Origin of the sequence: Streptomyces sp. NPDC093089, assembly GCF_044754405.1 — a bacterium.
Lineage (GTDB): Bacteria > Actinomycetota > Actinomycetes > Streptomycetales > Streptomycetaceae > Streptomyces.
The window spans coordinates 14,238-34,495 of record NZ_JBIVPA010000019.1 but is presented as its reverse complement, the minus strand read 5'-3'; the positions used below and the strand labels follow the sequence as shown (position 1 = coordinate 34,495).

Here is a 20,258-nt window from a genome sequence, read left to right as displayed (position 1 = left end):
GTGCCGGGAAGTCAGGAGCCGCCGTTGATCTGGGCCGCGGGGATCGCGCCGTCGCCCGCGTTCCACTTGTCGAGGGCGGCCTTGTAGGAGCCGTCCTTGATGGCGGCGTCCAGGGCTTCCTTCAGTGCATCACGGAGCTGGGTGTTCTTCTTGTCGACGGCGATGCCGAAGAGGCCGGCGTCGGTCTTGTTGGCGATGGCCTCGAAGTCGTTGCCGCCGCCCGCGGTCTGCGCGATGTACGCGGCGACCGGGGAGTCGTTCAGGTCGGCGACGGCGCCGCCCGCCTTGACGCGGGTCTGGGCCTCGGCGTCGGTCGGGAAGGACTCGAAGGTGAGGGCCGGCTTGCCGTCCTTCTTGCACTTCTCGGCCTGGTCCTTCGCGGCCTGCTCGTACGTGGTGCCGCGCTGGACCGCGAGCTTCTTGCCGCACAGGTCGTCGAGCGACTTGATGTTCTCGGGGTTGCCCTTCTTCACCAGGATGCCGGTGGAGGCGGTGAAGTAGTCGACGAAGTCGACGCCGGTGCCGGTCTTCTGGCCCTTGTCGTCCAGACCCTCCTGGCGGGCCTTGGTGTCGGTCATCGAGGACATGACGATGTCGGTGCGGCCGGTCGGCAGGGCCGTGAGCAGCGTGTCGAAGGTGCCGCTCTCGAACTGGAACTTCACGCCCAGCTGCTTGGAGAGCGCCGCGGCGATGTCGGGGTCGACACCGACGATCGTCGCTCCCTGCTTGAACTCCATCGGGGCGTAGGTGGCGTCCGTGCCGACCTTGATGACGCCGGCCTTCTGGATGTCCGCCGGCAGCTTGGCGAAGAGCGGGGCCGTGGAGGCGGCGCTCGACTTCGTACCGCCCTCGGGCGTCGAGCCGCCCTCGGTCTGGTCGCCGCAGGCGGTCAGCAGCATGGAGCCGGCGACCGCGATGGCGGCGACCGCGGCAAGACGGGACGTGCGGGTCTTGGCGGCGGTCGTACAGCGCGTGGAGCGTGCGGTCATGGTCGGGTTCCTCCGGCGTTGAGGGAGTTGCCAGTAGGTCGCGTACGCGTCTTCGAGTGCCGCGACCTCGTGTGATTACGGCATCTTGCCATTCGGACCGCCTCAAACCGACGGCCAGTGATGTCAAAATCGGGTAACGGGTGACCCCCGAATCACGACAGCCCGGTACATCAAGGCCGGACCATCTGCGGAATCCCTTCCCCTTCCCCGGAAAATCTGCGGTTCATCTCGCCATTCGGACGAGCTCAACTCGACCATTCGGGTGGGGTCTGCACCTATCGGGACATCGGGTGACGTGTCGTTCTCCGTCCGTGTCCGGATGCTCTCGGTATGAGTCGCGTCACCGAGAGGTTATGGACTCGTCTGCGGTGCCGTCTGTCCGGTAAGAAGGATCCTTACACCCCTCATCCGGGGCTCAGGGCGCGTTGTGCGGCGCGCCCGAGCGGCTGCCCGACAAGGCGGCCGCGGTGCCTCCCCACCCCTCCTCAACCAGGAGCGGCCACCCTCAAATGAAGCAGACTTAAGGGGTCAACCCAATGGCAGCGGAGATCGTCAATCCTCGCAATGACAGCGGTACCGAAGGAACTCCCGAAGAGCTCTTCGACCCTGTCTTCGCGCTCCACCGGGGCGGCAAGATGGCCGTGCAGGCCACCGTGCCCCTCCGGGACAAGGACGACCTGTCCCTCGCTTACACGCCCGGCGTCGCGAAGGTGTGCACCGCGATCGCCGAGCAGCCCGAGCTGGTCAACGACTACACCTGGAAGTCCCAGGTCGTCGCGGTCGTGACCGACGGCACCGCCGTCCTCGGCCTCGGTGACATCGGCCCGGAGGCCTCCCTCCCGGTCATGGAGGGGAAGGCCATCCTCTTCAAGCAGTTCGGCGGCGTGGACGCGGTCCCGATCGCCCTGGCCACCACCGACACCGACGAGATCGTCGAGACCGTCGTCCGGCTCGCCCCGTCCTTCGGCGGCGTCAACCTGGAGGACATCTCGGCCCCGCGGTGCTTCGAGATCGAGCGCAAGCTCCAGGAGCGCCTCGACATCCCGGTCTTCCACGACGACCAGCACGGCACCGCGATCGTCACGCTCGCGGCCCTGCGCAACGCGGCGAAGCTGACCGGCCGGACCCTGGGCGACCTCCGCGGCGTCATCTCCGGCGCGGGCGCGGCCGGCGTGGCCATCGCCAAGTTCCTGCTGGAGGCCGGCCTCGGCGACGTGGCGGTCGCCGACCGCAAGGGCATCGTCAGCCGGGACCGCGAGGACCTCACCGACGTCAAGCGCGAGATCGCCGAGCTCACCAACAAGGCGGGCCTGAGCGGCTCCCTGGAGACCGCCCTCGCCGGCGCCGACGTCTTCATCGGCGTCTCCGGCGGCACGGTCCCCGAGGAGGCCGTCGCCTCCATGGCTCCGAACGCCTTCGTGTTCGCCATGGCCAACCCGAACCCCGAGGTCCACCCCGACGTCGCGCACAAGTACGCGGCCGTCGTGGCGACCGGCCGTTCGGACTACCCGAACCAGATCAACAACGTCCTCGCGTTCCCGGGCATCTTCGCCGGCGCGCTCCAGGTCCGGGCCTCCCGGATCACCGAGGGCATGAAGATCGCCGCGGCGAACGCCATCGCGGACGTCGTCGGCGACCAGCTCGCCGCCGACTGCGTCATCCCGTCGCCGTTCGACGAGCGGGTCGCCCCGGCCGTCGCCGCCGCGGTCGCCGCCGCCGCCCGCGCCGAGGGCGTCGCGCGCCGCTGAGCCCACTCCTGGGCACCCTGAAGGGGCCCCGTTCCGCACCGCGCGGGACGGGGCCCCTTCAGGTGCGCGGGGCGACTGGGGGGTGTGTCACACGGGTGTGTGGTTCCGCCACGCACCCGTCGGACCCTAGGGTCGGGGCCATGTTCGCTGCCTACGCTGCCCGAATCGACCGTGACCAGCCGCTGAACGGCCTCGAGTTGGGGGAACGCCCCGAACCCGAGGTGCGGCCCGGATGGACCACCGTGACCGTGAAGGCGGCCTCGCTGAACCACCACGACCTGTGGTCGTTGCGTGGGGTGGGGCTGCCCGAGGGGAGGCTGCCGATGATCCTCGGCTGCGATGCCGCGGGCATCGACGAGGACGGGAACGAGGTCGTCCTGCACTCCGTGATCGGCCAGACCGGCCACGGCGTGGGGCCGGACGAGCCGCGGTCCATCCTCACCGAGCGGTACCAGGGGACGTTCGCCGAGCGGGTGACCGTGCCCCGCTGGAACGTGCTGCCCAAGCCGAAGGAGCTGTCCTTCGAGGAGGCCGCCTGCCTGCCCACGGCCTGGCTGACCGCCTACCGCATGCTCTTCACCAACGCCGGGGTGCGGCCCGGCGACTCGGTCCTCGTCCAGGGCGCGGGCGGCGGGGTCGCCACGGCGGCCATCGCCCTCGGGAAGGCGGCGGGCCTGCGGGTCTACGCCACCAGCCGGGACGAGGCGAAGCGGAAGCGGGCCGTCGAACTCGGGGCCGTCGAGGCGTACGAGCCGGGCGCGCGGCTTCCGCAGCGGGTGGACGCGGTCATCGAGACCGTCGGCGCCGCCACCTGGTCGCACTCGGTGAAGTCGCTGCGGCCGGGCGGCACGCTCGTCATCTCGGGTGCCACGAGCGGCGACCGGCCCGCCCACGCGGAGCTGACCCGGATCTTCTTCCTGGAGCTGAAGGTCGTCGGCTCGACGATGGGCTCCAAGGACGAGCTGGAGGACCTGCTGTCGTTCTGCTCGGCGACGGGCGTCCGGCCGCTCGTCGACGACGTGCTGCCGCTGGACCGGGCCCGGGAGGGCTTCGAGCGGATGGCCTCCGGTGAACTCTTCGGAAAGATCGTGCTGACGACCTCTTGATGACGCGTCAGTACACCTGATGAGATCTCCGGCACGAGAAACGTGAACATCACTCACCTTGTCGTGCCGGAGGTCCCCTTGCTGCGAACCACCCTCGCCGCGGCCGTCGCCGTCGCCGCGCTGCTCGCCCCGACGGCCGCCCACGCGGATCCGGTCGCTCCGGCGGGCCCGGCCGCCCCGGCGGCGAGGGGCATACCCGCCCTCACCGACGCGCACGGCCGCGTCCTCACCCTGCGCGGCTGGAACGTCGAGGACAAGGCCAACAGCGGCGACGCCGCCCTCTCCGCGATCACCGAGAAGCACTTCAGGGACATGCGGGCCAAGGGCTTCAACTTCGCCCGCCTGCTCGTCTTCTGGGACGACCTGGAGCCGCGGCCCGGCCAGTACAGCCAGGCCTACCTGCGGAAGATCGAACGGATCCTGGACTGGGCGCGGAAGCACGACGTCAAGGTCCTCGTCGACGCCCACCAGGACGTCTTCGGGCCCGCCTTCGGCCACCGGGGCGTGCCGGCCTGGGCGACCAGGACCGACGGACTGCCCTTCACCCCGCACCCGGACGACTGGTTCTCCGAGTACTTCGAGCCCGCCGTCCAGCGGGCGTTCACCCACCTCTACGAGGACGAGGACCTGCGGCGCGCCCAGGCCCGCATGTGGCGGGTGCTCGCCGACCGCTTCGCCGACCATCCGGCCGTCCTCGGCTACGACCTCATCAACGAGCCGATGGGCGAGCTGCGGGAGGGCGAGGACCTGCCGACGGCGGCCCGGCGCATCGAACGCGACCAGCTCACCCCGATGTACAACCGGCTGGCGGACGCGGTCCGCTCCGCCGACCGGGACGCCTGGGTGTTCGTCGAGCCCACCCCGATCGTCGGCGAGGGCGTGCCCACCGGACTCGGCCGGATCGACGACCCGAAGATCGTCTACGCCCCGCACTTCTACAACACCGGCATGGAGGCCGGCGCCGACTACGACCCCGCCGCCGGCTGGATCGAGAGCTACGAACGGGCCGTCACCCTGTACCCCCAGGAGTACGAGGTGCCCGTGGTGGTGGGGGAGTGGGGGCCGCTCAACAACTCCCTTCCGCAGATGAACGCCTTCTACCGCGACGCGATGGCCTCCCTCGGCCGCTACGGCTCCGGTTGGGCGGGCTACGTGTGGTGCTACGGCGGCGGTTACTGCGCGGTCGACGGCGCCGGCTCCTTCCGCACGAACAAGGAGCTGACCGCCGAGCCGTACGCCGAGGCGGTCGCGGGCGCGGTCCGCTCCAGCACCTACGATCCCGCGGCGGGCGTCTACCGCCTGTCGTACGACTCCGCCGGCCGACGCGGCCCCCGCGTCACCGAACTCTCCCTGCCGCCCGGCACCTGGCGCGTGACCGCCCGCGGCGGCGCCGTCGTCCTCCGCAAGGCCCCTGGCCGCGCCTGGGTCCTCGCGGCCCCGGGCGCCCGGGTGACGGTCACCGCCACCCGCGGCTGAACCCCGGCCGACCGGGGTTCGACCGCGGCCGGGAGGTCATGCCTCGGAACGCGGGCGCAGCAGGCCGGTGATGCGGATCGCGGCCGTCGAGAGGTGGTGGCGGGTCTCGGTCAGCTGCTCCTGGGTCACCCCGTGGTCGCGGGCCGCGTCGCGGATCTCGTCGCGGAAGCGGTCGAGCAGGCGGTCGAGGTCGCGGGCCGGGTCGCCGGACGGCTCGGTCTCCCCGGCCCACTCCGGAGCGTCCGCGGCCGGGGACTCCGCGAACGGCGGCTCCCGGTCGGCGGCCTTCGGGTGGGTCGTGCCCGCGACCAGGCCGCCGAGCTGGGCCGTGATGTCCGAGATCCCCTCCCAGACCCCCTTGGGCCAGTCGCCGCGCGAGAAGTGGTCCTGGACCTCCTCCTGCACCTGCTGGGCGATCCGCTGGAACTCCTTCGCCTGGCGGCGCGCGGATCTGGCCTCGGCGCGGGCCTCGCGGGCCTGCTCCTTCCACTCCTGCCCGACCCGGCGGAGCTCCTCCTTGGCGTCGGCGAAGGCGGAGAACTCCGCCGCCCGGGTCCGCCCCGCCTCCGCGCGCATCTCGCTGCGCACCCGGCCGGCCGCACCGCGCACGTCGTCCCGGATCTCCGCCGCCAGCTCGGAGACCGACTCGCGGATCTCCCGCTCCAGGTCCTCCAGTTCGGCGTCGCGCCCGGCCAGCTCGGCGCGGCCCGCGTCGGTGATCGAGTAGACCTTCCGGCCGCCCTCGCTGGCGTGGGTGACGAGGCCCTCGGCCTCCAGCTTGGCGAGCCGCGGGTAGACCGTGCCGGCCGACGGCGCGTAGAGCCCCTGGAAGCGCTCCTCCAGGAGGCGGATCACCTCGTAGCCGTGGCGGGGGGCCTCGTCGAGCAGCTTGAGCAGATAGAGGCGCAGGCGGCCGTGGGCGAAGACGGGGGGCATGTCAGAGCACCTTTCCGGTCGCGGAGGGGGCGGCGGGCGGGAGGGGGGCGGTGTCCTCGTCCGCCTCGGGGCGGCGGAGCAGGGCGATGGAGCCGGAGACGGTGGTCGCCTTGAGCGTGCCCCGGCCGGCGCCCAGGGTGCCGGTGATGGACTTGGCGCCCCACAGGCCGCCCACGCGCAGGTCCTCGAAGGCGTTCGACACGGAGCCGCTGGTGGTGCTCGCCTCGACCCGGGCGTCCGCCGGGTGCGGCAGCCGGATGGCGACCTCGCCGGAGACGCTGGTGAGCCGGATGTCCGCGGGCGGTCCGTCGAGCTCGGCCGGGTCGAGGTCGACGACCATGTCGCCGCTGACCGTGTCGGCCTTCACCGAGGCGCCCGAGCCCTCGATCACCGTGACGTCCCCGGTCACCGAGTTGACCCGCAGGGCACCCGTCACCGACTGTGCCGCCAGGTTGCCCGAGACGCTCTCGGCGCGGACCGGGCCCGAAAGCCCGAGGAGGGTGGTGTCGCCCGTGACGCCCCGCACCTCCGTACGTCCGCTGACGCCGGAGACGACGGCCTCGGCACCGACGACCCCCACCTCGACGTCGACGCCCGCGGGGACGGCGACGGAGACGACGGCGCGGCGCTTGAACTCCTTGCGGTCGAGCCACTTGAGGATGCTCTTCCACTGCAGGTCCTCGTAGCTCACGGTCAGCGTGGAGCCGTCCTGCGACACGATCAGGGGCGGGCCGTCGATCTCGGAGATCTCCACGCGGACGGAACTCTCGTCGGTCCCCACCACGTTCACCGCGCCGTTGACGATGCGGACCTGCAGGCGGGCGACGGGGCCGGCCGGCGCGAGTTTCACCGGCTCGGTGACGGACCACTGTGTCATGGTGCTGACCTCCCGTTCGGCAACGCAACATATCGCGTCTCTCGATAGACACGATATATCGCGGCCATGGGAAGTCAACCCTGACTCTCCCCTGACAGAGTGGGGTCAATTGCGTTCACATACGGACAAATTGGCCTAGCGTAGGGCCCATGAACGCGACATCCGGACCGAACCCCGTCGGGGCGCTGCTGCTCTGCCGTGCCGACCCCCCGGCGGTCCGCCCGCCCGCCGGCCTCCTCGGGGAACAGCTCCTCCTCGCCCCCGCGGGCACCGGCTGGACCGTGCTCGTACCGGAGGGGAAGCCCTGGCTGCACGGCGGGGAGCCGGTCGAGCAGGTCGTCACCGGCTGGGCCACCGCCCTCGCGGTCTCCGCCGCCACCTGGCCCGTCGTCGCACTGTGGTGGGACCGCGAGAGGGCCGGACTCACGCTCGCCGCCGGCTTCCGCCGGACCGTCGGCTACACCTGGCTCGCGGACGGCACCCCCGTCGGCGAGGACGAGGCCATGCGGACCTTCGCCGCCCGGCTCGCCCTCGACCCCGTCCTGGACGTCCAGGTCCTGGAACCGCTCACCGAGCCCGACCCGGAGGCCGACGCCCACAGCCGGCTCGTCGGCGTCGTCGCCGTCCTCGCCCGCGCCGGTCTCGCCCTGCCGGCCGGCCTCACCCCCGGCGAGCACGCCGACCGGCTCCGCTCCGTCGCCCTGGCCCAGGGCGCAGAACAGCTCGAAGGGCCGGGCCACGGGATCGCCCCCGCCCTCACGAAGCTGAAGGCCTGGGGAGGCGACGCCGTGCGCGCCGAACTCGACGCGGTGGCGGAGGGGCCCCTCGGCCGGTACGCGCACGGCCCCCTGGCGCGCGCCCTGAGCGGGGCCCAGCTGGCCGCCGGAGTGCCGCTGCTCGCCTGGGGCATCGCCCGGCGCAGCGGCGGCTGGGCGACGGCCGGGGCGCTGCTCGTCGCCCACGGGGTGCTCGGGCTAGCCTGCGAACGGCTGCGGGACTGACCCCTGACGGCCGCGGGACTGACCCCGCCGCCGGGCGCGCCTCCTACTCGTCGTCGTCCTCGTCGTCCAGACGCGCCAGCCAGGTCGCGAGGCGCTCGACCGGCACCTCGAAGTCGGGGTTGAGATCGACGAAGGTCCGCAGCTGCTCGGCGAGCCACTCGAAGGTGACCTCCTCCTCGCCGCGCCGCTTCTCCAGTTCCTCGATGCCACGGTCGGTGAAGTACATGCGACCAGAATAGGCAATCCGGAAACGCCGGAGGCCCGGCACCCCTCTCGGGATGCCGGGCCTCCTCCCGTACACGTACGGGGTGGTCGATCAGGCCTCGAAGACCTCGTTGACCAGCTGCTGCTGCTCCGCCTGGTGGCGCTTGGCCGAGCCGACCGCCGGGGAGGAGGAGTGCGGACGCGAGATCCGGCGCAGGCGCTCGCCCGCGGGGATGTCCGCACCGACCGCCAGGTCCAGGTGGTCGATCAGGTTGAGCGCGATGAACGGCCACGCACCCTGGTTCGCCGGCTCCTCCTGCGCCCAGATGTACTTCGCGGCGTTCGGGTACTTGGCGATCTCGGCCTGGAGCTCGGCACCCGGCAGCGGGTACAGGCGCTCCAGACGGATGATCGCGGTCTCCGTGTCACCGCGCTTCTGCCGCTCGGCCTCCAGGTCGTAGTAGACCTTGCCGGCGCAGAAGACGACCTTGCGGACGCCGGCCGGGTCGACCGTCGTGTCGCCGATCACCGGGCGGAAGCCGCCGGTGGTGAACTCCTCGACCTTCGACGCCGCCGCCTTCAGACGCAGCATCGACTTCGGGGTGAAGACGATGAGCGGCTTGTGGTGCGGGTTGTGAACCTGCCAGCGCAGCAGGTGGAAGTAGTTCGACGGCAGCGTCGGCATGGCGACCGTCATGTTGTCCTGGGCGCACATCTGGAGGAAGCGCTCCGGGCGCGCGGACGAGTGGTCCGGGCCCTGGCCCTCGTAGCCGTGCGGCAGGAGCAGCGTGACGCCGGAGGTCTGGCCCCACTTCTGCTCGGCCGAGGAGATGAACTCGTCGACGACGGTCTGCGCGCCGTTGACGAAGTCACCGAACTGGGCCTCCCAGATGACCAGGGCGTCCGGGCGCTCCAGGGAGTAGCCGTACTCGAAGCCCATCGCCGCGTACTCGCTGAGCAGCGAGTCGTAGACGTTGTAGTGGGCCTGCTCCTCGGTCAGGTAGAGCAGCGGGGTGTAGTCCTCGCCGGTCTCCTGGTCCACCAGGACCGCGTGGCGCTGGCCGAAGGTGCCGCGGCGGGAGTCCTGGCCGGAGAGGCGGACCGGGGTGCCCTCCATCAGCAGGGAGCCGATGGCGAGGGTCTCGCCGAAGCCCCAGTCGATGGTGCCGTCGTCGATGGAGGCGGCACGGCGCTGCATCTGCGGCAGCAGGCGCGGGTGGACCGTGATCCGCTCCGGGATGCTGACCTGCGACTCGGCGATCCGCTTCACGACCTCCTGGGAGACCGCGGTGGTGACGTCGACCGGGAAGGCGGCCTTGGCGTCCGGGACCGTCGTCGACGCCGGGGCGTTGGTGGCCTCGCGGACCTCCGCGAACACCTTCTCCAGCTGGCCCTGGAAGTCCTGGAGCGCCTGCTCCGCCTCTTCGAGGGTGATGTCGCCGCGACCGATGAGCGACTCGGTGTACAGCTTGCGCACCGAGCGCTTCTTGTCGATCAGGTTGTACATCTGCGGGTTGGTGAACTGCGGGTTGTCGCCCTCGTTGTGACCGCGGCGGCGGTAGCAGATGAGGTCGATCACGACGTCCTTGTTGAACGTCTGGCGGAACTCGAAGGCGAGCCGCGCGACGCGGACCACGGCCTCCGGGTCGTCGCCGTTCACGTGGAAGATCGGCGCCTCGATCATGCGGGCCACGTCGGTCGCGTACATCGAGGAACGCGAGGACTCCGGGGCGGCGGTGAAGCCGACCTGGTTGTTGATGACGATGTGGACCGTGCCGCCGGTGCGGTAGCCGCGCAGCTGCGACATGTTCAGCGTCTCGGCGACGACACCCTGGCCGGCGAAGGCCGCGTCACCGTGGAGGGCGACGGGCAGGACCGTGAAGTCCGTGCCGCCCTTGTTGATGACGTCCTGCTTGGCGCGGACGATGCCTTCCAGGACCGGGTCGACCGCCTCCAGGTGGGAGGGGTTGGCGGCCAGGGAGACCTTGATCTCCTCGCCGTCGAGGCCGACGAAGGTGCCCTCGGCGCCCAGGTGGTACTTGACGTCGCCGGAGCCGTGCATCGACTTCGGGTCGAGGTTGCCCTCGAACTCGCGGAAGATCTGCGCGTACGACTTGCCCACGATGTTCGCGAGGACGTTCAGGCGGCCGCGGTGGGCCATGCCGATGACGACCTCGTCGAGGCGCGACTCGGCGGCCGAGTCGATGACCGCGTCGAGCAGCGGGATGACGGACTCGCCGCCCTCCAGGGAGAAGCGCTTCTGGCCGACGTACTTCGTCTGCAGGAAGGTCTCGAAGGCCTCCGCCGCGTTCAGCCGGCGCAGGATCCGCAGCTGCTCCTCGCGCTCCACGCGGGAGTGCGGGCGCTCGACGCGGTCCTGGATCCACTTGCGCTGCTTCGGGTCCTGGATGTGCATGAACTCGACGCCGGTGGTGCGGCAGTACGAGTCGCGCAGCACGCCGAGGATGTCGCGGAGCTTCATCATCGACTTGCCGGCGAAGCCGCCGACGGCGAACTCGCGCTCCAGGTCCCACAGGGTGAGGCCGTGCTCGGTGATGTCCAGGTCGGGGTGCTTGCGCTGCTTGTACTCCAGCGGGTCGGTGTCGGCCATGACGTGGCCGCGGACCCGGTAGGAGTGGATCAGCTCGAAGACCCGCGCGGCCTTGGTGACGTCGTCGTCGTGCGACGCGTCGATGTCCTTGAGCCAGCGGACCGGCTCGTAGGGGATGCGCAGGGCCTTGAAGATGTCGTCGTAGAAGCCCTCCTCGCCGAGGAGGTAGTTGGCGACGACGCGCAGGAACTCGCCGGAGGCGGCGCCCTGGATGACCCGGTGGTCGTACGTCGAGGTCAGGGTCATGACCTTGGAGATGCCCAGCTTGTTCAGGGTGTCCTGGGAGGTGCCCTGGAACTCGGCCGGGTAGTCCATCGAGCCGACGCCCATGATGACCGACTGCCCGGGCATCAGGCGCGGCACGGAGTGGACGGTGCCGAGGCCGCCGGGGTTGGTCAGGGAGACCGTGACGCCGGTGAAGTCCTCCATCGTCAGCTTGCCCACGCGGGCGCGCTTGACGATGTCCTCGTACGCCTGCCAGAACTCGAAGAAGTTGAGCGTCTCGGCCTTCTTGATGCCCGCGACGACGAGCTGGCGGTCGCCGTTGGGCTTCACCAGGTCGATCGCGAGACCGAAGTTCACGTGCTCCGGCTTGACCAGGGTCGGCTTGCCGTCCTTCTCCGCGAAGGAGTAGTTCATCGACGGCATGGCCTTGATCGCCTGCACCATCGCGTAGCCGATGAGGTGCGTGAAGGAGATCTTCCCGCCCCGGGCGCGCTTCAGGTGGTTGTTGATCACGATCCGGTTGTCGAAGAGCAGCTTCACCGGGACGGCGCGGACGGACGTGGCCGTCGGCACCTCCAGGGAGGCGTTCATGTTCTTCGCGACCGCGGCGGCGGGGCCGCGCAGCGTGATCAGCTCCGGGCCCGCGGGGGCCTCGGCGGCCTTGGCCGGCGCCGGAGCGGCGGCGGGCTTCGCGGCGGCCGGCGCGGGGGCCGCGGCCGGCTTCACCGGGGCAGGGGTCGCGGCCGGGGCGGGCGCGGGGGCCGGGACGACCGCGGGGGCCGAAGGCGCGGCCTGTGCGGGGCCCGCCTGCGGCGCGGCGGACGCGCTCGGAGTGGTGGTGGCCGGTGCGGCCGGGGTCTCCGATGCGCCGGGCTTGTAGTCGGCGAAGAAGTCCCACCAGGCACGATCGACCGAATTCGGGTCCTGGAGGTACTGCTGGTAGATCTCGTCGACGAGCCACTCGTTGGCACCGAAGGCGGCGGCGGGGCTCACGCCCGGCCCGTCTTGGTCGGCCGGGGAGCTCGGGGTACTGGGGGACTGAGACGACACGGCGGCAACCGCCCTCTTCCGCTTCGCAAGGTGATGGACAGCGGAAATAAAGGCTACGCCTGTCCGGCCGAGAGGTGCAGGCCGGGCACTCCAACGTCGCGCAAGTCACACTTGACGGGGTGTTTCGGGGCCGTGAATGGCGGGAAACAACCCTGGTTCCGTCGGTGTGAGGGTACGGAAAAGCGCGGGCACGGCCCCCTTCGGCTGCATCCCTGATCGCGCAACGCTCACGTAGGTGCAGGTCCCGCTCACGTAGGCGCATGTCCGCTCACGTACAGGCAGGTCCCGTCCACGTACACGCAGAACGTACGCTTCCGGTTCGAACCCTACGTCAATCTCTTGAGCGAAGGCTGCCCGGAAGAGTGACTCTGATGCGGCAGCCGCGTGACGATTCGGCCACACCGATCCCGCCGCCGTGGAGATCCACCGCCCAGCGCGCGATCGCCAGGCCCAGACCCGTGCCGCCGTCGCTGCCCGGACCGGACCGGTGCGGCGCCGAGCCGCGGTTGAACCGCTCGAAGACCTTGTGCCGCTCCGACTCCGGGATGCCGGGACCCTCGTCCTCGACCTCCAGCTCCAGCGAGTCCGGATACGGGCCGCGCCGGGCCCGGACCGTGACCCGGCCGTGCGGCGGCGAGTGCTTCACCGCGTTGTCGATCAGGTTCGCCATCACCTGGTGCAGCCGCTCCGCGTCCGCGCGCGCGACCAGCTCGGGCGGCGACACGTCCAGGTGCAGGTGCACGTCCGTGCGGTTGTGCAGTCCCGAGGTCGAGGACAGCCCGCGCTGGGAGGCGGCGAGGTTCGCCTCCCGCAGCACCCCCGACAGATAGGGCCACACCTCGAAACGGCTCGCCCGCAGCGCCACGACACCGTTGTCAAGACGTGACAGGTCCAGCAGCGTCTCGACGAGCCGGCCGAGCCGCTCGGTCTGCTTCAGGGCCGACCGCATGGTCTCCGGATCGGCCTCGGAGACCCCGTCCACGACGTTCTCCAGGACCGCCCTCAGCGCGGCGATCGGGGTCCTGAGCTCGTGCGAGACGTTGGCCACCAGCTCCTTGCGGTGCCGGTCGACGGCCTCCAGGTCGTCCGCCATGCGGTTGATCGTCGACGCCAGGTCGCCCAGCTCGTCCCGCCGGTCCGCGCCCCGCACCCGGCGGCTGAAGTCGCCGCGCGAGATCGACCCCGCCACCGTCGTCATCTCGTCGAGGGGAGCCGTGAGGGACTGCGCCACGAACTGGGTGATCAGCAGGGTCGCGATCATCGCGAAGACCGTGATGTACCGGAACTCCGTGGACGTGCGGATCGCCACCAGGGCGAGGGCGGAGGTCAGCAGGACCGCCCCGACGACCAGGGCGCCCAGCTTCGTCTTGATCGAGATCACGATCCGGCGGGGCCTCCGCGGCCGGTGCGGTCCCTGTCCCACGTGCGGCCCTCCCGGCCCCGGCCGGCTCACAGCGCCGGGGTCTCCAGCGCGTAACCCACTCCGTGGACCGTGCGGATGCGCTCGGCTCCGATCTTTCGGCGCAGCGCCTTGATGTGGCTGTCCACGGTCCGGGTGCCCGAGGCGTCCGCCCAGTCCCAGACCTCGGCCAGGAGCTGCTCGCGGGAGAGCACCGCCCGCGGGGTGCCCGCCAGGCAGACCAGCAGGTCGAACTCGGTCGGGGTCAGGTGCACGTCCTCCGCGCGCACCCGGACCCGGCGCTGCGCGTGGTCGATCTCCAGCTCGCCCAGGCGCAGGATGCCGCTGCGCGGGGTCACCGCCGCCAGGGCGGCCCGCTCCACCCGGCGCAGCAGCACGTGCACCCGGGCGGCCAGCTCGCGCATCGAGAACGGCTTGGTCATGTAGTCGTCCGCGCCGACGCCGAGGCCGACCAGCATGTCGGTCTCGTCGTCGCGGGCGGTCAGCATGAGGACCGGGACGGGGCGCTGCGCCTGGACCCGGCGGCACACCTCCAGGCCGTCGAAGCCGGGCAGCATGATGTCGAGGACCATCAGGTCGGGCTGCCAGGCCTCGGCCGCGTCGACGGCCGCGGGACCGTCCGTGGCGGTCTGCACGAGGAAGCCCTCGGCGCGCAGCCGCGCGGAGATCGCCTCGACGATCGTGGCGTCGTCCTCGACCACCAGGACGCGCCGCTGGGCCCCCGGAGTGGCCGCCGCACCGTGGTGAGTGGTGTGTGTCTGCTCCATTGCCCCGCCTCGCGTCGCCGATGTCGGCTCAGCAGCCTAGAGGTACCGGCGGCGTCCCGGCTATCCAGGAGCGGTCCGGGCGCCCTCAGGGACGTACGGCGAGGTGGACCGCGTCGGGGACGCCCCGGGCAACCGGGATCTCTTCCGTCCGTACCCCGCTGAATCCGGCATTCCGCAACGACCCTTCGAAATCGGCGGACGGCCGGGCGGACCACACGGCGAGCACCCCGCCGGGTTTCAGGCGTGCGGCGCAGGCCGCCAATCCTTCGGCCGAGTAAAGGGATTCGTTGTCCTCGGTGACCGTCCAGTCGGGGCCGTTGTCGATGTCCAGGCAGAGGGCGTCGTACATGTCGGTGGTACCGCGGAGGTAGTCCATCAGGTCCGTGTGCAGGATCACGGTCCTCGGGTCGGCGAGCGCGGCCCCGGAGACGGTGGCGAGCGGGCCCTGCCGGTGCCAGTCGATGATCGCCTCCTCACGCTCGGCGACGACGATGCGCCCCCAGTGGGGGTCGGCGGCGGCGTGGGCGAGCGAGAAGCCGACGCCGAGGCCGCCGACGAGGACGGTGGCGCCGGAGCGCGAGCCGGCGGGGAGGGCGGCCAGGGCCGCGTCGATCAGGAGCCGCTCGGAGCGGCCGTCGGAGGTGTCCATGAGGAAGGTGCCGTTGGCGATGATCTCGAAGTGCTCGGCGCGGCGGCGCAGCACGATCTCTCCGTACGGTCCTTCGCGGCGGTCGAGGGTCAAGGGGGAGGACGTCATCGTTCTGTCCGCTCTCGTCTCGGCGGTCGGTCCCGGCCATCCTCGCGGTGCGGGGAAGCCGGGGCAAACACGTTTCGGAGTCGAGGCGTCACGGAGCGGACTCGTGGGGTCGTCCGCGGGGTGGATCCGCGGGGCCCGGTCCGCGGGGCGGACTCCCCGGGCCGGTCCGCGGGGCGGGAGCGTGCGGCCGGTCCCGCGCGGCGCGGGGTGCCGCGCGGGCTCAGGGGCGGGAGGCCTCGTGCTTCACGAAGTGCTCGACGCGGTTCAGCTCGCGGCGGGCGTCGACCGGGGTGCCGTAGGTGCGGTCCCAGGTGACCGGGGCGATCGTGACGTGGCCCTTGTCGAGCAGCCAGGTGGAGTCGGCGTCCTCGCGGCCCTCGGCGCACTCGCCCTCGCCGCTGCCGTCCAGCGGGCAGAGGCCGAGCGCGATGTCGAAGGTGTCGCCGTCCCCGCGCTGTTCGAAGGCGTGGTAGACGACGGCACCGTCGCCGACGCGGGTCCACACCGGGGCCTTGGCCTTCGCGCCCGCGCTGACGTCGGGGTAGTCGACCTTCAGGGCGAACTTCGGGGTCAGCAGTCCGCGCTGTTTCAGCCCGGCGACGAGGCGGGCGCCGAACTCGGCGTGCGCCCGGTGGTTGACGCGGGGGAAGTTCAGCTGGCTCTCGTCGCCCGAGGAGGAGAAGGCGAGCGCCGGGACGCCCTGCTCGATGGCGGCGACGGCCGCGCCGACCGTGCCGGAGTCGTCGACGCTGGCGGAGACGTTGGGGCCGGAGTTGATGCCGGTGAGGACGAGGTCGGGGGCCTCGGTCCAGCCGGCCTTCGCTCTGAGGCCGCCGCGCAGGGCGAGCTTCACGGTGTCGGCGGGGGTGGCGGACGGGGAGTCCTTGGCGCAGGGGCCGGCGGAGAGGCAGACGCCGTAGACCGCGCCGCCGGAGGGCGCCTGGGCGCAGTCGCTCTCGTGCCCGGCCGGCAGGGCGGTGCGGCGCTGCGCGGTGACGACGCCGCCGTTGGTGACGGCCGTGCCCTTGCCGGACCGGACCTGCCAGGGGGCCATGACGACGACGTCCGCCCCGGCGGCGCACATCGCGCGGCGGAGCTCGTAGAGGCCGAGGCCGTCGGAGTTGCTCGCCCTGGCGGCCTGCATCGAGTCGTCGTTGGAGATCAGGATCCGCATCCCGGCGAGCGGGCGGGCGGGGCCGGACGCGGCGGTGTCCGCCGTCGTGGCGTAGGCGGTGGCGCCCGCTCCGGCGAGTACGGCGGTGGCCGCGGACAGGGCGAGGTGGGTGCGCTTGCGCATGGGAGAACCCTTCAGGTGCATGACATGCGGGCAGGGGGGATCGATCCGGGGCCCGGCCCCCCCTCGGGAGGGCCCCGGATCGTGCGCGGAGTCGTTCAGGTACTCCGCGGTCTGGGGGTGCCGCGTCCGCGCCGGGGCCTCCGGCGGGACTGCGGCGGGTGTGCGCTGCGGGCTGCGGTGGCTGCGGGGCCGCGCGTGCCGGGCCGGGACTGCGGCGGGCCGCCGGCAGGGCTCCGGCAGGCCCGGGGCGGACCTCCGGCCCGGCCGGCGCGCGGCCTACAGCGACAGGCCGTGGCCGTACGGGAAGACCGGGTCCGCCGTGTCGTTCGGGACGTCGGGCCGCGAGGCCTCGACCGCGGCCATGGAGCGGGGCAGCTCGAAGGGAAGCCGCCCCTCGGCCCGCGCCCGGCCGAAGGCCACGTCGAGCAGGGCCTCGTCGCTCGCGCCGTAGTCGGCGATCAGCGCGGCCGCGCGCTCGGCGATCTCCGGCAGGGCGGCCGGCCGCTCCAGGTTGACGCAGACCAGCGTCGGCGCGGCGGCGAGCAGTCCGAGGATCCGGTTCAGCTCCCCGTCGGGGAAGGCGAGGGAGCCGGAGTGGAAGAAGGACTCGAAGAGGTCGGGCCGCTCCTCGTACGGGGTGCGCAGCCGCAGGACGGCGAGGTCGGCCTCCGCCGGGTCGGCGACCACCTCGCCGTACGCCGCCGCGACCGCCGGGTCGACGTTCTCCACGTACAGCCTCGGCCGGCCCGCCAGGGGGAGCGGTCCGTCGGTGAGGACGGTGAGGGAGCGGCGCTGGGCGGCGGCGCCCGCGGCCTTGAAGTCGGCGCGGCCGACGGTCTCCGCGGCCTCGTCGGGGTCGACGTACCGCCGCTCGTCGAAGAGTCCGAGGAGGAACTTCTCGCGCAGCAGGCGGCGTACGGAGTCGTCGACCCGCGACTCGGGGATCCGGCCCGACGCCATCAGCTCCACGATCACCTCGGGGCACTGCTCGCCGCCGAACTGGTCGACGCCCGCGTCGAGGGCCTTGGCCGCCCGCCCGGCGACGCTCAGGTGCTCGACGCCCCAGGCCCGCGCCTCGTGGGTCTCGCCGAAGACGACGGCGTCGGTGAGCAGGCCCCAGTCGGTGCAGACGATGCCGGTGAAGCCGAGCTCCCGGCGGAGGAGTCCGTCGATGACGCCCCGGTCGAAGCCGAAGCCGACCTCCTCCCAGTCGGTGCCGACGGGCTGACCGTAGTACGGCATCATCTGCGCGCAGCCGGCGGCGACGGCCGCCCTGAACGGCTCCAGGTGCAGGTCGCGCAGGCCGCCGGGGTAGACCTGCTCCTTGCCGTGGGGGAAGTGCGGGTCCTCGCCGTCCTTCTGCGGGCCGCCGCCGGGGAAGTGCTTGACCATGGCGGACACGGAGTCGGTGCCGAGGCGGTCGCCCTGGAGGCCGCGGACGTACGCCCCGACCAGTTCGGCCGTCAGCGCGGCGTCCGAGCCGAAGGTGCCGGACTGGCGGGACCAGCGGGGCTCGGTCGCGAGGCCGATCTGCGGGTGGAGCGCGGTGCGGAAGTCGACGGAGAGGTACTCGCGGCGGACGGTGTCGGCGAAGCGGAAGACCAGTTCCGGGTCGCCGACGCCCCGCAAGAGCGCAGGCCGGGGCAGTTACGCGTTCGGTGACGCGCGCCGACAGAAGATCCTCGACACCGCCGTCGACCACTTCGGGCGGTGGGGCTTCCACACCTCCTCGCTCGCCCGGATCGCCCACGACTGCGGCATCACCCAGGGCGGACTGCTGCACCACTTCCGCAGCAAGGAGGACCTGCTCCTCTCGGTCCTCGCGCAGAGCGAGCGGCACGACGTGGAGCGCCTGTTCGGCGAGGAGCCCGCGTCGTACAGGGCCTACCTCGACACCCTCGTCGCCCTGATCGAGGAGAACACCCGGCGCCCCGGCATCGTCCGCATGTTCAACGTCCTGGTGGGCGAGTCCGGCAACGTCGGCCACCCCGCCCACGACTACTTCAAGGAGCGCTACGCGCGCGTGCTCCGGCACACCGTCGACCTCCTGGAGGCGGCCGTCCGCCGCGGCGAACTCCGCCCCGACACCGACTGCCTCGCCGTCGCCCAGGAGCACCTCGCCGTCATGGACGGCCTCCAGATCCAGTGGGCCCTCGACCCGGCCTCCATGGACATGCCGACCCGCGTCGGCGGCTACCTGCGGCGCCAGTACGCGGCGCTCGCGGCGACCGGGGACTGACCCGGGGCCGCGAGCGGAAGGCCGGGCCGGAGTCGCGGGCCGCGGCCCGGGCCGGTGGTCACCGGCCCGTCGGCGGGCCGCCCTCCGGAAGGGCGGCGAAGACGCGCTGGAGGGCCGGGGGGCGTTCGCCGTCGCCCGCGACGACGAGGCGGTGCCGGTGGGTGACGCGGTACTCGAAGCCGTCCGGGATCGGGTTGCCGGTGGGCCGCGCGGGGACCCGGGCGTACGCGGGGTCCTCCAGGGCGGCGCGCAGTTCGGCGGTCGCGGCGGGGGCCATGTGCCCGGTGCGGGGCGGCTTCGTGCCGGAGGTGCTGGTCCAGGTGCCGTCGTAGCGGACGACGAGGCGGTTGTGGACACCGGCGAAGCCGCCGGTGACGACCACCTCGACGAGGACGTCGCCGGGGTGCGGGGTCTGCGGCGGAGTGGTCGGGGCCGGCGTCGGGCCGGTGGCCGGGGGGTCCGTCCGCGGCGCGGGGGGCGTGCTCGTGACCGGGGGCGTCGTGCCGGGCGGGGACGTGTCCGCCGGCGTGCCGCCGGGCGTGGTCGCCTCCGCCGGCGGCGCGGGGGGTGCGCTCGCGGTCGACGGCGGTCCGCCGGGCGCGGGCGCGGCGCCGGGCCCGCAGCCGCCCGTCCCGCCGACGGCCAGGACCGCCGCGAGCAGCAGGGTCCCGCACCACTTGCGCCGTACGCCTCGCGACCGCATGTCCCGTACGCCTCGCACCATGGATCGAGCATGCCCCTTGCGGGGGCCTCCGCGCAGCCGGACGGACGGGTCCGGGGTGGGCGCCGCCGTGTCGGACGCCCTCGCGTCGGACGCCCTCGCGTTGGACGTCGGCGCGTCGGACGCCCTCGCGTCGGACGCCCTCGCGTCGGACGTCGGCGCGTCAGGCGCCGTCGCGGACGACTCCGGTGAGCGGGCCCCGGTAGCGCCAGTCGAGCGAGTCGTAGAGGGCGAGGCCGTCGGTGGTCGCGGCGAGGATGCCGGTCGTGGCGCCGGCCTGGGCGGCGGCGGCCTCCAGGGTGCGCATGACGTTGGAGCCGAGGCCGCGGCGCCGGTGGGCGGGGTCGGTCTCGATCTGGTCGGCGACGGCGGTGGAGCCGGTCGGGGCGATCTGGCCGCGGGCGGCGAGGGTGCCGTCCTGGGCGAGGATCCGGACCCGGATGACGCCGTCCCGCGTCTCGGTGGTCCGCGCGTAGCCCTCGGGCGGCGCGGGCCTGGCGCCCGGGTCCAGGGGCTTGAGCATCATGAAGCCGGGGTCGTCGGGGACGGTCCAGCCCTCGGTGATCCAGGGGGCGACCTCCTCGGGGGGCGCCATCACCTTGAGCCAGCTGTACGGCTCGGTGAGCCGTGCGCAGAGCGCGCCGACGGAGGCCGCGTCGGGGGCGGGCAGGACGTGCCGTACGACATGGCGGGGCAGGCCGACGTCGATGCGGTGCCCCCAGGGCTCGGGGACGGCGGCGGGTGCGCCCCGGGAGACGGTCCAGCCCGCCACCCAAGCCGATGTAATGGCTGCAATATCCATGGAGGCATTACAGCCCGTGCCGCGCGCCCGCG

At 72.4% G+C, this 20,258-nt stretch carries 17 protein-coding genes; 5 read left to right on the top strand and 12 right to left on the bottom strand.

The annotated features are described in order from the left end of the window. Positions 1-11: 11 nt before the first annotated feature. Positions 12-989, bottom strand: coding sequence for an ABC transporter substrate-binding protein (locus ACIQFX_RS34300; RefSeq protein ID WP_402471383.1), 978 nt, complete (start codon positions 987-989; stop codon positions 12-14). 536 nt (positions 990-1,525) lie between these two features. Here ACIQFX_RS34300 and ACIQFX_RS34295 point away from each other — a divergent pair. The 3 genes from ACIQFX_RS34295 (at position 1,526) to ACIQFX_RS34285 (ending at position 5,319) form a co-directional block, all read left to right on the top strand. After that, on the top strand, positions 1,526-2,737 hold the full coding sequence (locus tag ACIQFX_RS34295) for an NADP-dependent malic enzyme (RefSeq protein WP_402471380.1): 1,212 nt from the start codon (positions 1,526-1,528) through the stop codon (positions 2,735-2,737). A 140-nt stretch (positions 2,738-2,877) separates the two neighbouring features. Continuing rightward, positions 2,878-3,843: a zinc-binding dehydrogenase gene (locus tag ACIQFX_RS34290; RefSeq protein WP_402471378.1), complete on the top strand. Its 966-nt coding sequence runs from the start codon at positions 2,878-2,880 to the stop codon at positions 3,841-3,843. A gap of 78 nt (positions 3,844-3,921) precedes the next feature. After that, positions 3,922-5,319 (top strand): cellulase family glycosylhydrolase, encoded by a 1,398-nt coding sequence (locus ACIQFX_RS34285; RefSeq protein WP_402471376.1) that lies wholly within the window; start codon positions 3,922-3,924, stop codon positions 5,317-5,319. Positions 5,320-5,355: 36 nt separating this feature from the next. On the opposite strand, the gene ACIQFX_RS34280 is transcribed toward ACIQFX_RS34285, so the two are convergent. Next, a complete protein-coding gene (locus ACIQFX_RS34280) occupies positions 5,356-6,255 on the bottom strand; it encodes a PadR family transcriptional regulator (RefSeq protein WP_402471375.1) in 900 nt (299 codons plus the stop codon). A gap of 1 nt (position 6,256) precedes the next feature. Continuing rightward, positions 6,257-7,132, bottom strand: a complete 876-nt coding sequence (locus ACIQFX_RS34275) for a DUF4097 family beta strand repeat-containing protein (RefSeq protein ID WP_402471373.1) — start codon at positions 7,130-7,132, stop codon at positions 6,257-6,259. 149 nt (positions 7,133-7,281) lie between these two features. Between ACIQFX_RS34275 and ACIQFX_RS34270 the strand changes: the two genes are divergently transcribed. Beyond that, positions 7,282-8,133, top strand: coding sequence for a hypothetical protein (locus tag ACIQFX_RS34270; protein WP_402471371.1), 852 nt, complete (start codon positions 7,282-7,284; stop codon positions 8,131-8,133). A 43-nt stretch (positions 8,134-8,176) separates the two neighbouring features. Here ACIQFX_RS34270 and ACIQFX_RS34265 read toward each other — a convergent pair whose 3' ends face one another. The 7 genes from ACIQFX_RS34265 to ACIQFX_RS34235 form a co-directional block, all read right to left on the bottom strand. Further along, a complete protein-coding gene (locus ACIQFX_RS34265) occupies positions 8,177-8,359 on the bottom strand; it encodes a DUF6104 family protein (protein WP_019075209.1) in 183 nt (60 codons plus the stop codon). A 90-nt stretch (positions 8,360-8,449) separates the two neighbouring features. Continuing rightward, positions 8,450-12,223 carry a multifunctional oxoglutarate decarboxylase/oxoglutarate dehydrogenase thiamine pyrophosphate-binding subunit/dihydrolipoyllysine-residue succinyltransferase subunit gene (locus ACIQFX_RS34260; RefSeq protein ID WP_402471368.1) on the bottom strand — a complete coding sequence of 1,258 codons (3,774 nt, stop codon included), beginning with the start codon at positions 12,221-12,223 and terminating at the stop codon, positions 8,450-8,452. A 331-nt stretch (positions 12,224-12,554) separates the two neighbouring features. Next, on the bottom strand, positions 12,555-13,646 hold the full coding sequence (locus ACIQFX_RS34255) for an ATP-binding protein (protein ID WP_402471366.1): 1,092 nt from the start codon (positions 13,644-13,646) through the stop codon (positions 12,555-12,557). Between the two features lie 26 nt (positions 13,647-13,672). Beyond that, the gene (locus ACIQFX_RS34250; RefSeq protein WP_402471365.1) at positions 13,673-14,410 is read right to left on the bottom strand and encodes a response regulator transcription factor; all 738 of its coding nucleotides are present in this window, start codon (positions 14,408-14,410) and stop codon (positions 13,673-13,675) included. 85 nt (positions 14,411-14,495) lie between these two features. Then, complete coding sequence (locus ACIQFX_RS34245; RefSeq protein WP_402471364.1) at positions 14,496-15,167, bottom strand: spermidine synthase; 672 nt, start codon at positions 15,165-15,167, stop codon at positions 14,496-14,498. Positions 15,168-15,387: 220 nt separating this feature from the next. Continuing rightward, positions 15,388-16,464 carry a 5'/3'-nucleotidase SurE gene (gene surE, locus ACIQFX_RS34240; RefSeq protein WP_402471362.1) on the bottom strand — a complete coding sequence of 359 codons (1,077 nt, stop codon included), beginning with the start codon at positions 16,462-16,464 and terminating at the stop codon, positions 15,388-15,390. Between the two features lie 276 nt (positions 16,465-16,740). Beyond that, entirely contained in the window at positions 16,741-18,093 is a 1,353-nt protein-coding gene (locus ACIQFX_RS34235) for a glycoside hydrolase family 3 protein (protein WP_402471359.1), read from the bottom strand. Between ACIQFX_RS34235 and ACIQFX_RS34230 the strand changes: the two genes are divergently transcribed. Next, positions 18,047-18,703: a TetR/AcrR family transcriptional regulator gene (locus tag ACIQFX_RS34230; RefSeq protein ID WP_402471357.1), complete on the top strand. Its 657-nt coding sequence runs from the start codon at positions 18,047-18,049 to the stop codon at positions 18,701-18,703. The two genes, ACIQFX_RS34235 and ACIQFX_RS34230, sit on opposite strands and share 47 nt — an antisense overlap. 58 nt (positions 18,704-18,761) lie before the next feature. Here ACIQFX_RS34230 and ACIQFX_RS34225 read toward each other — a convergent pair whose 3' ends face one another. Both ACIQFX_RS34225 and ACIQFX_RS34220 read right to left on the bottom strand, forming a co-directional pair. Then, the gene (locus tag ACIQFX_RS34225; RefSeq protein WP_402471354.1) at positions 18,762-19,427 is read right to left on the bottom strand and encodes a hypothetical protein; all 666 of its coding nucleotides are present in this window, start codon (positions 19,425-19,427) and stop codon (positions 18,762-18,764) included. Between the two features lie 160 nt (positions 19,428-19,587). Further along, entirely contained in the window at positions 19,588-20,226 is a 639-nt protein-coding gene (locus ACIQFX_RS34220; RefSeq protein ID WP_402471352.1) for a GNAT family N-acetyltransferase, read from the bottom strand. Positions 20,227-20,258 lie beyond the last annotated feature (32 nt).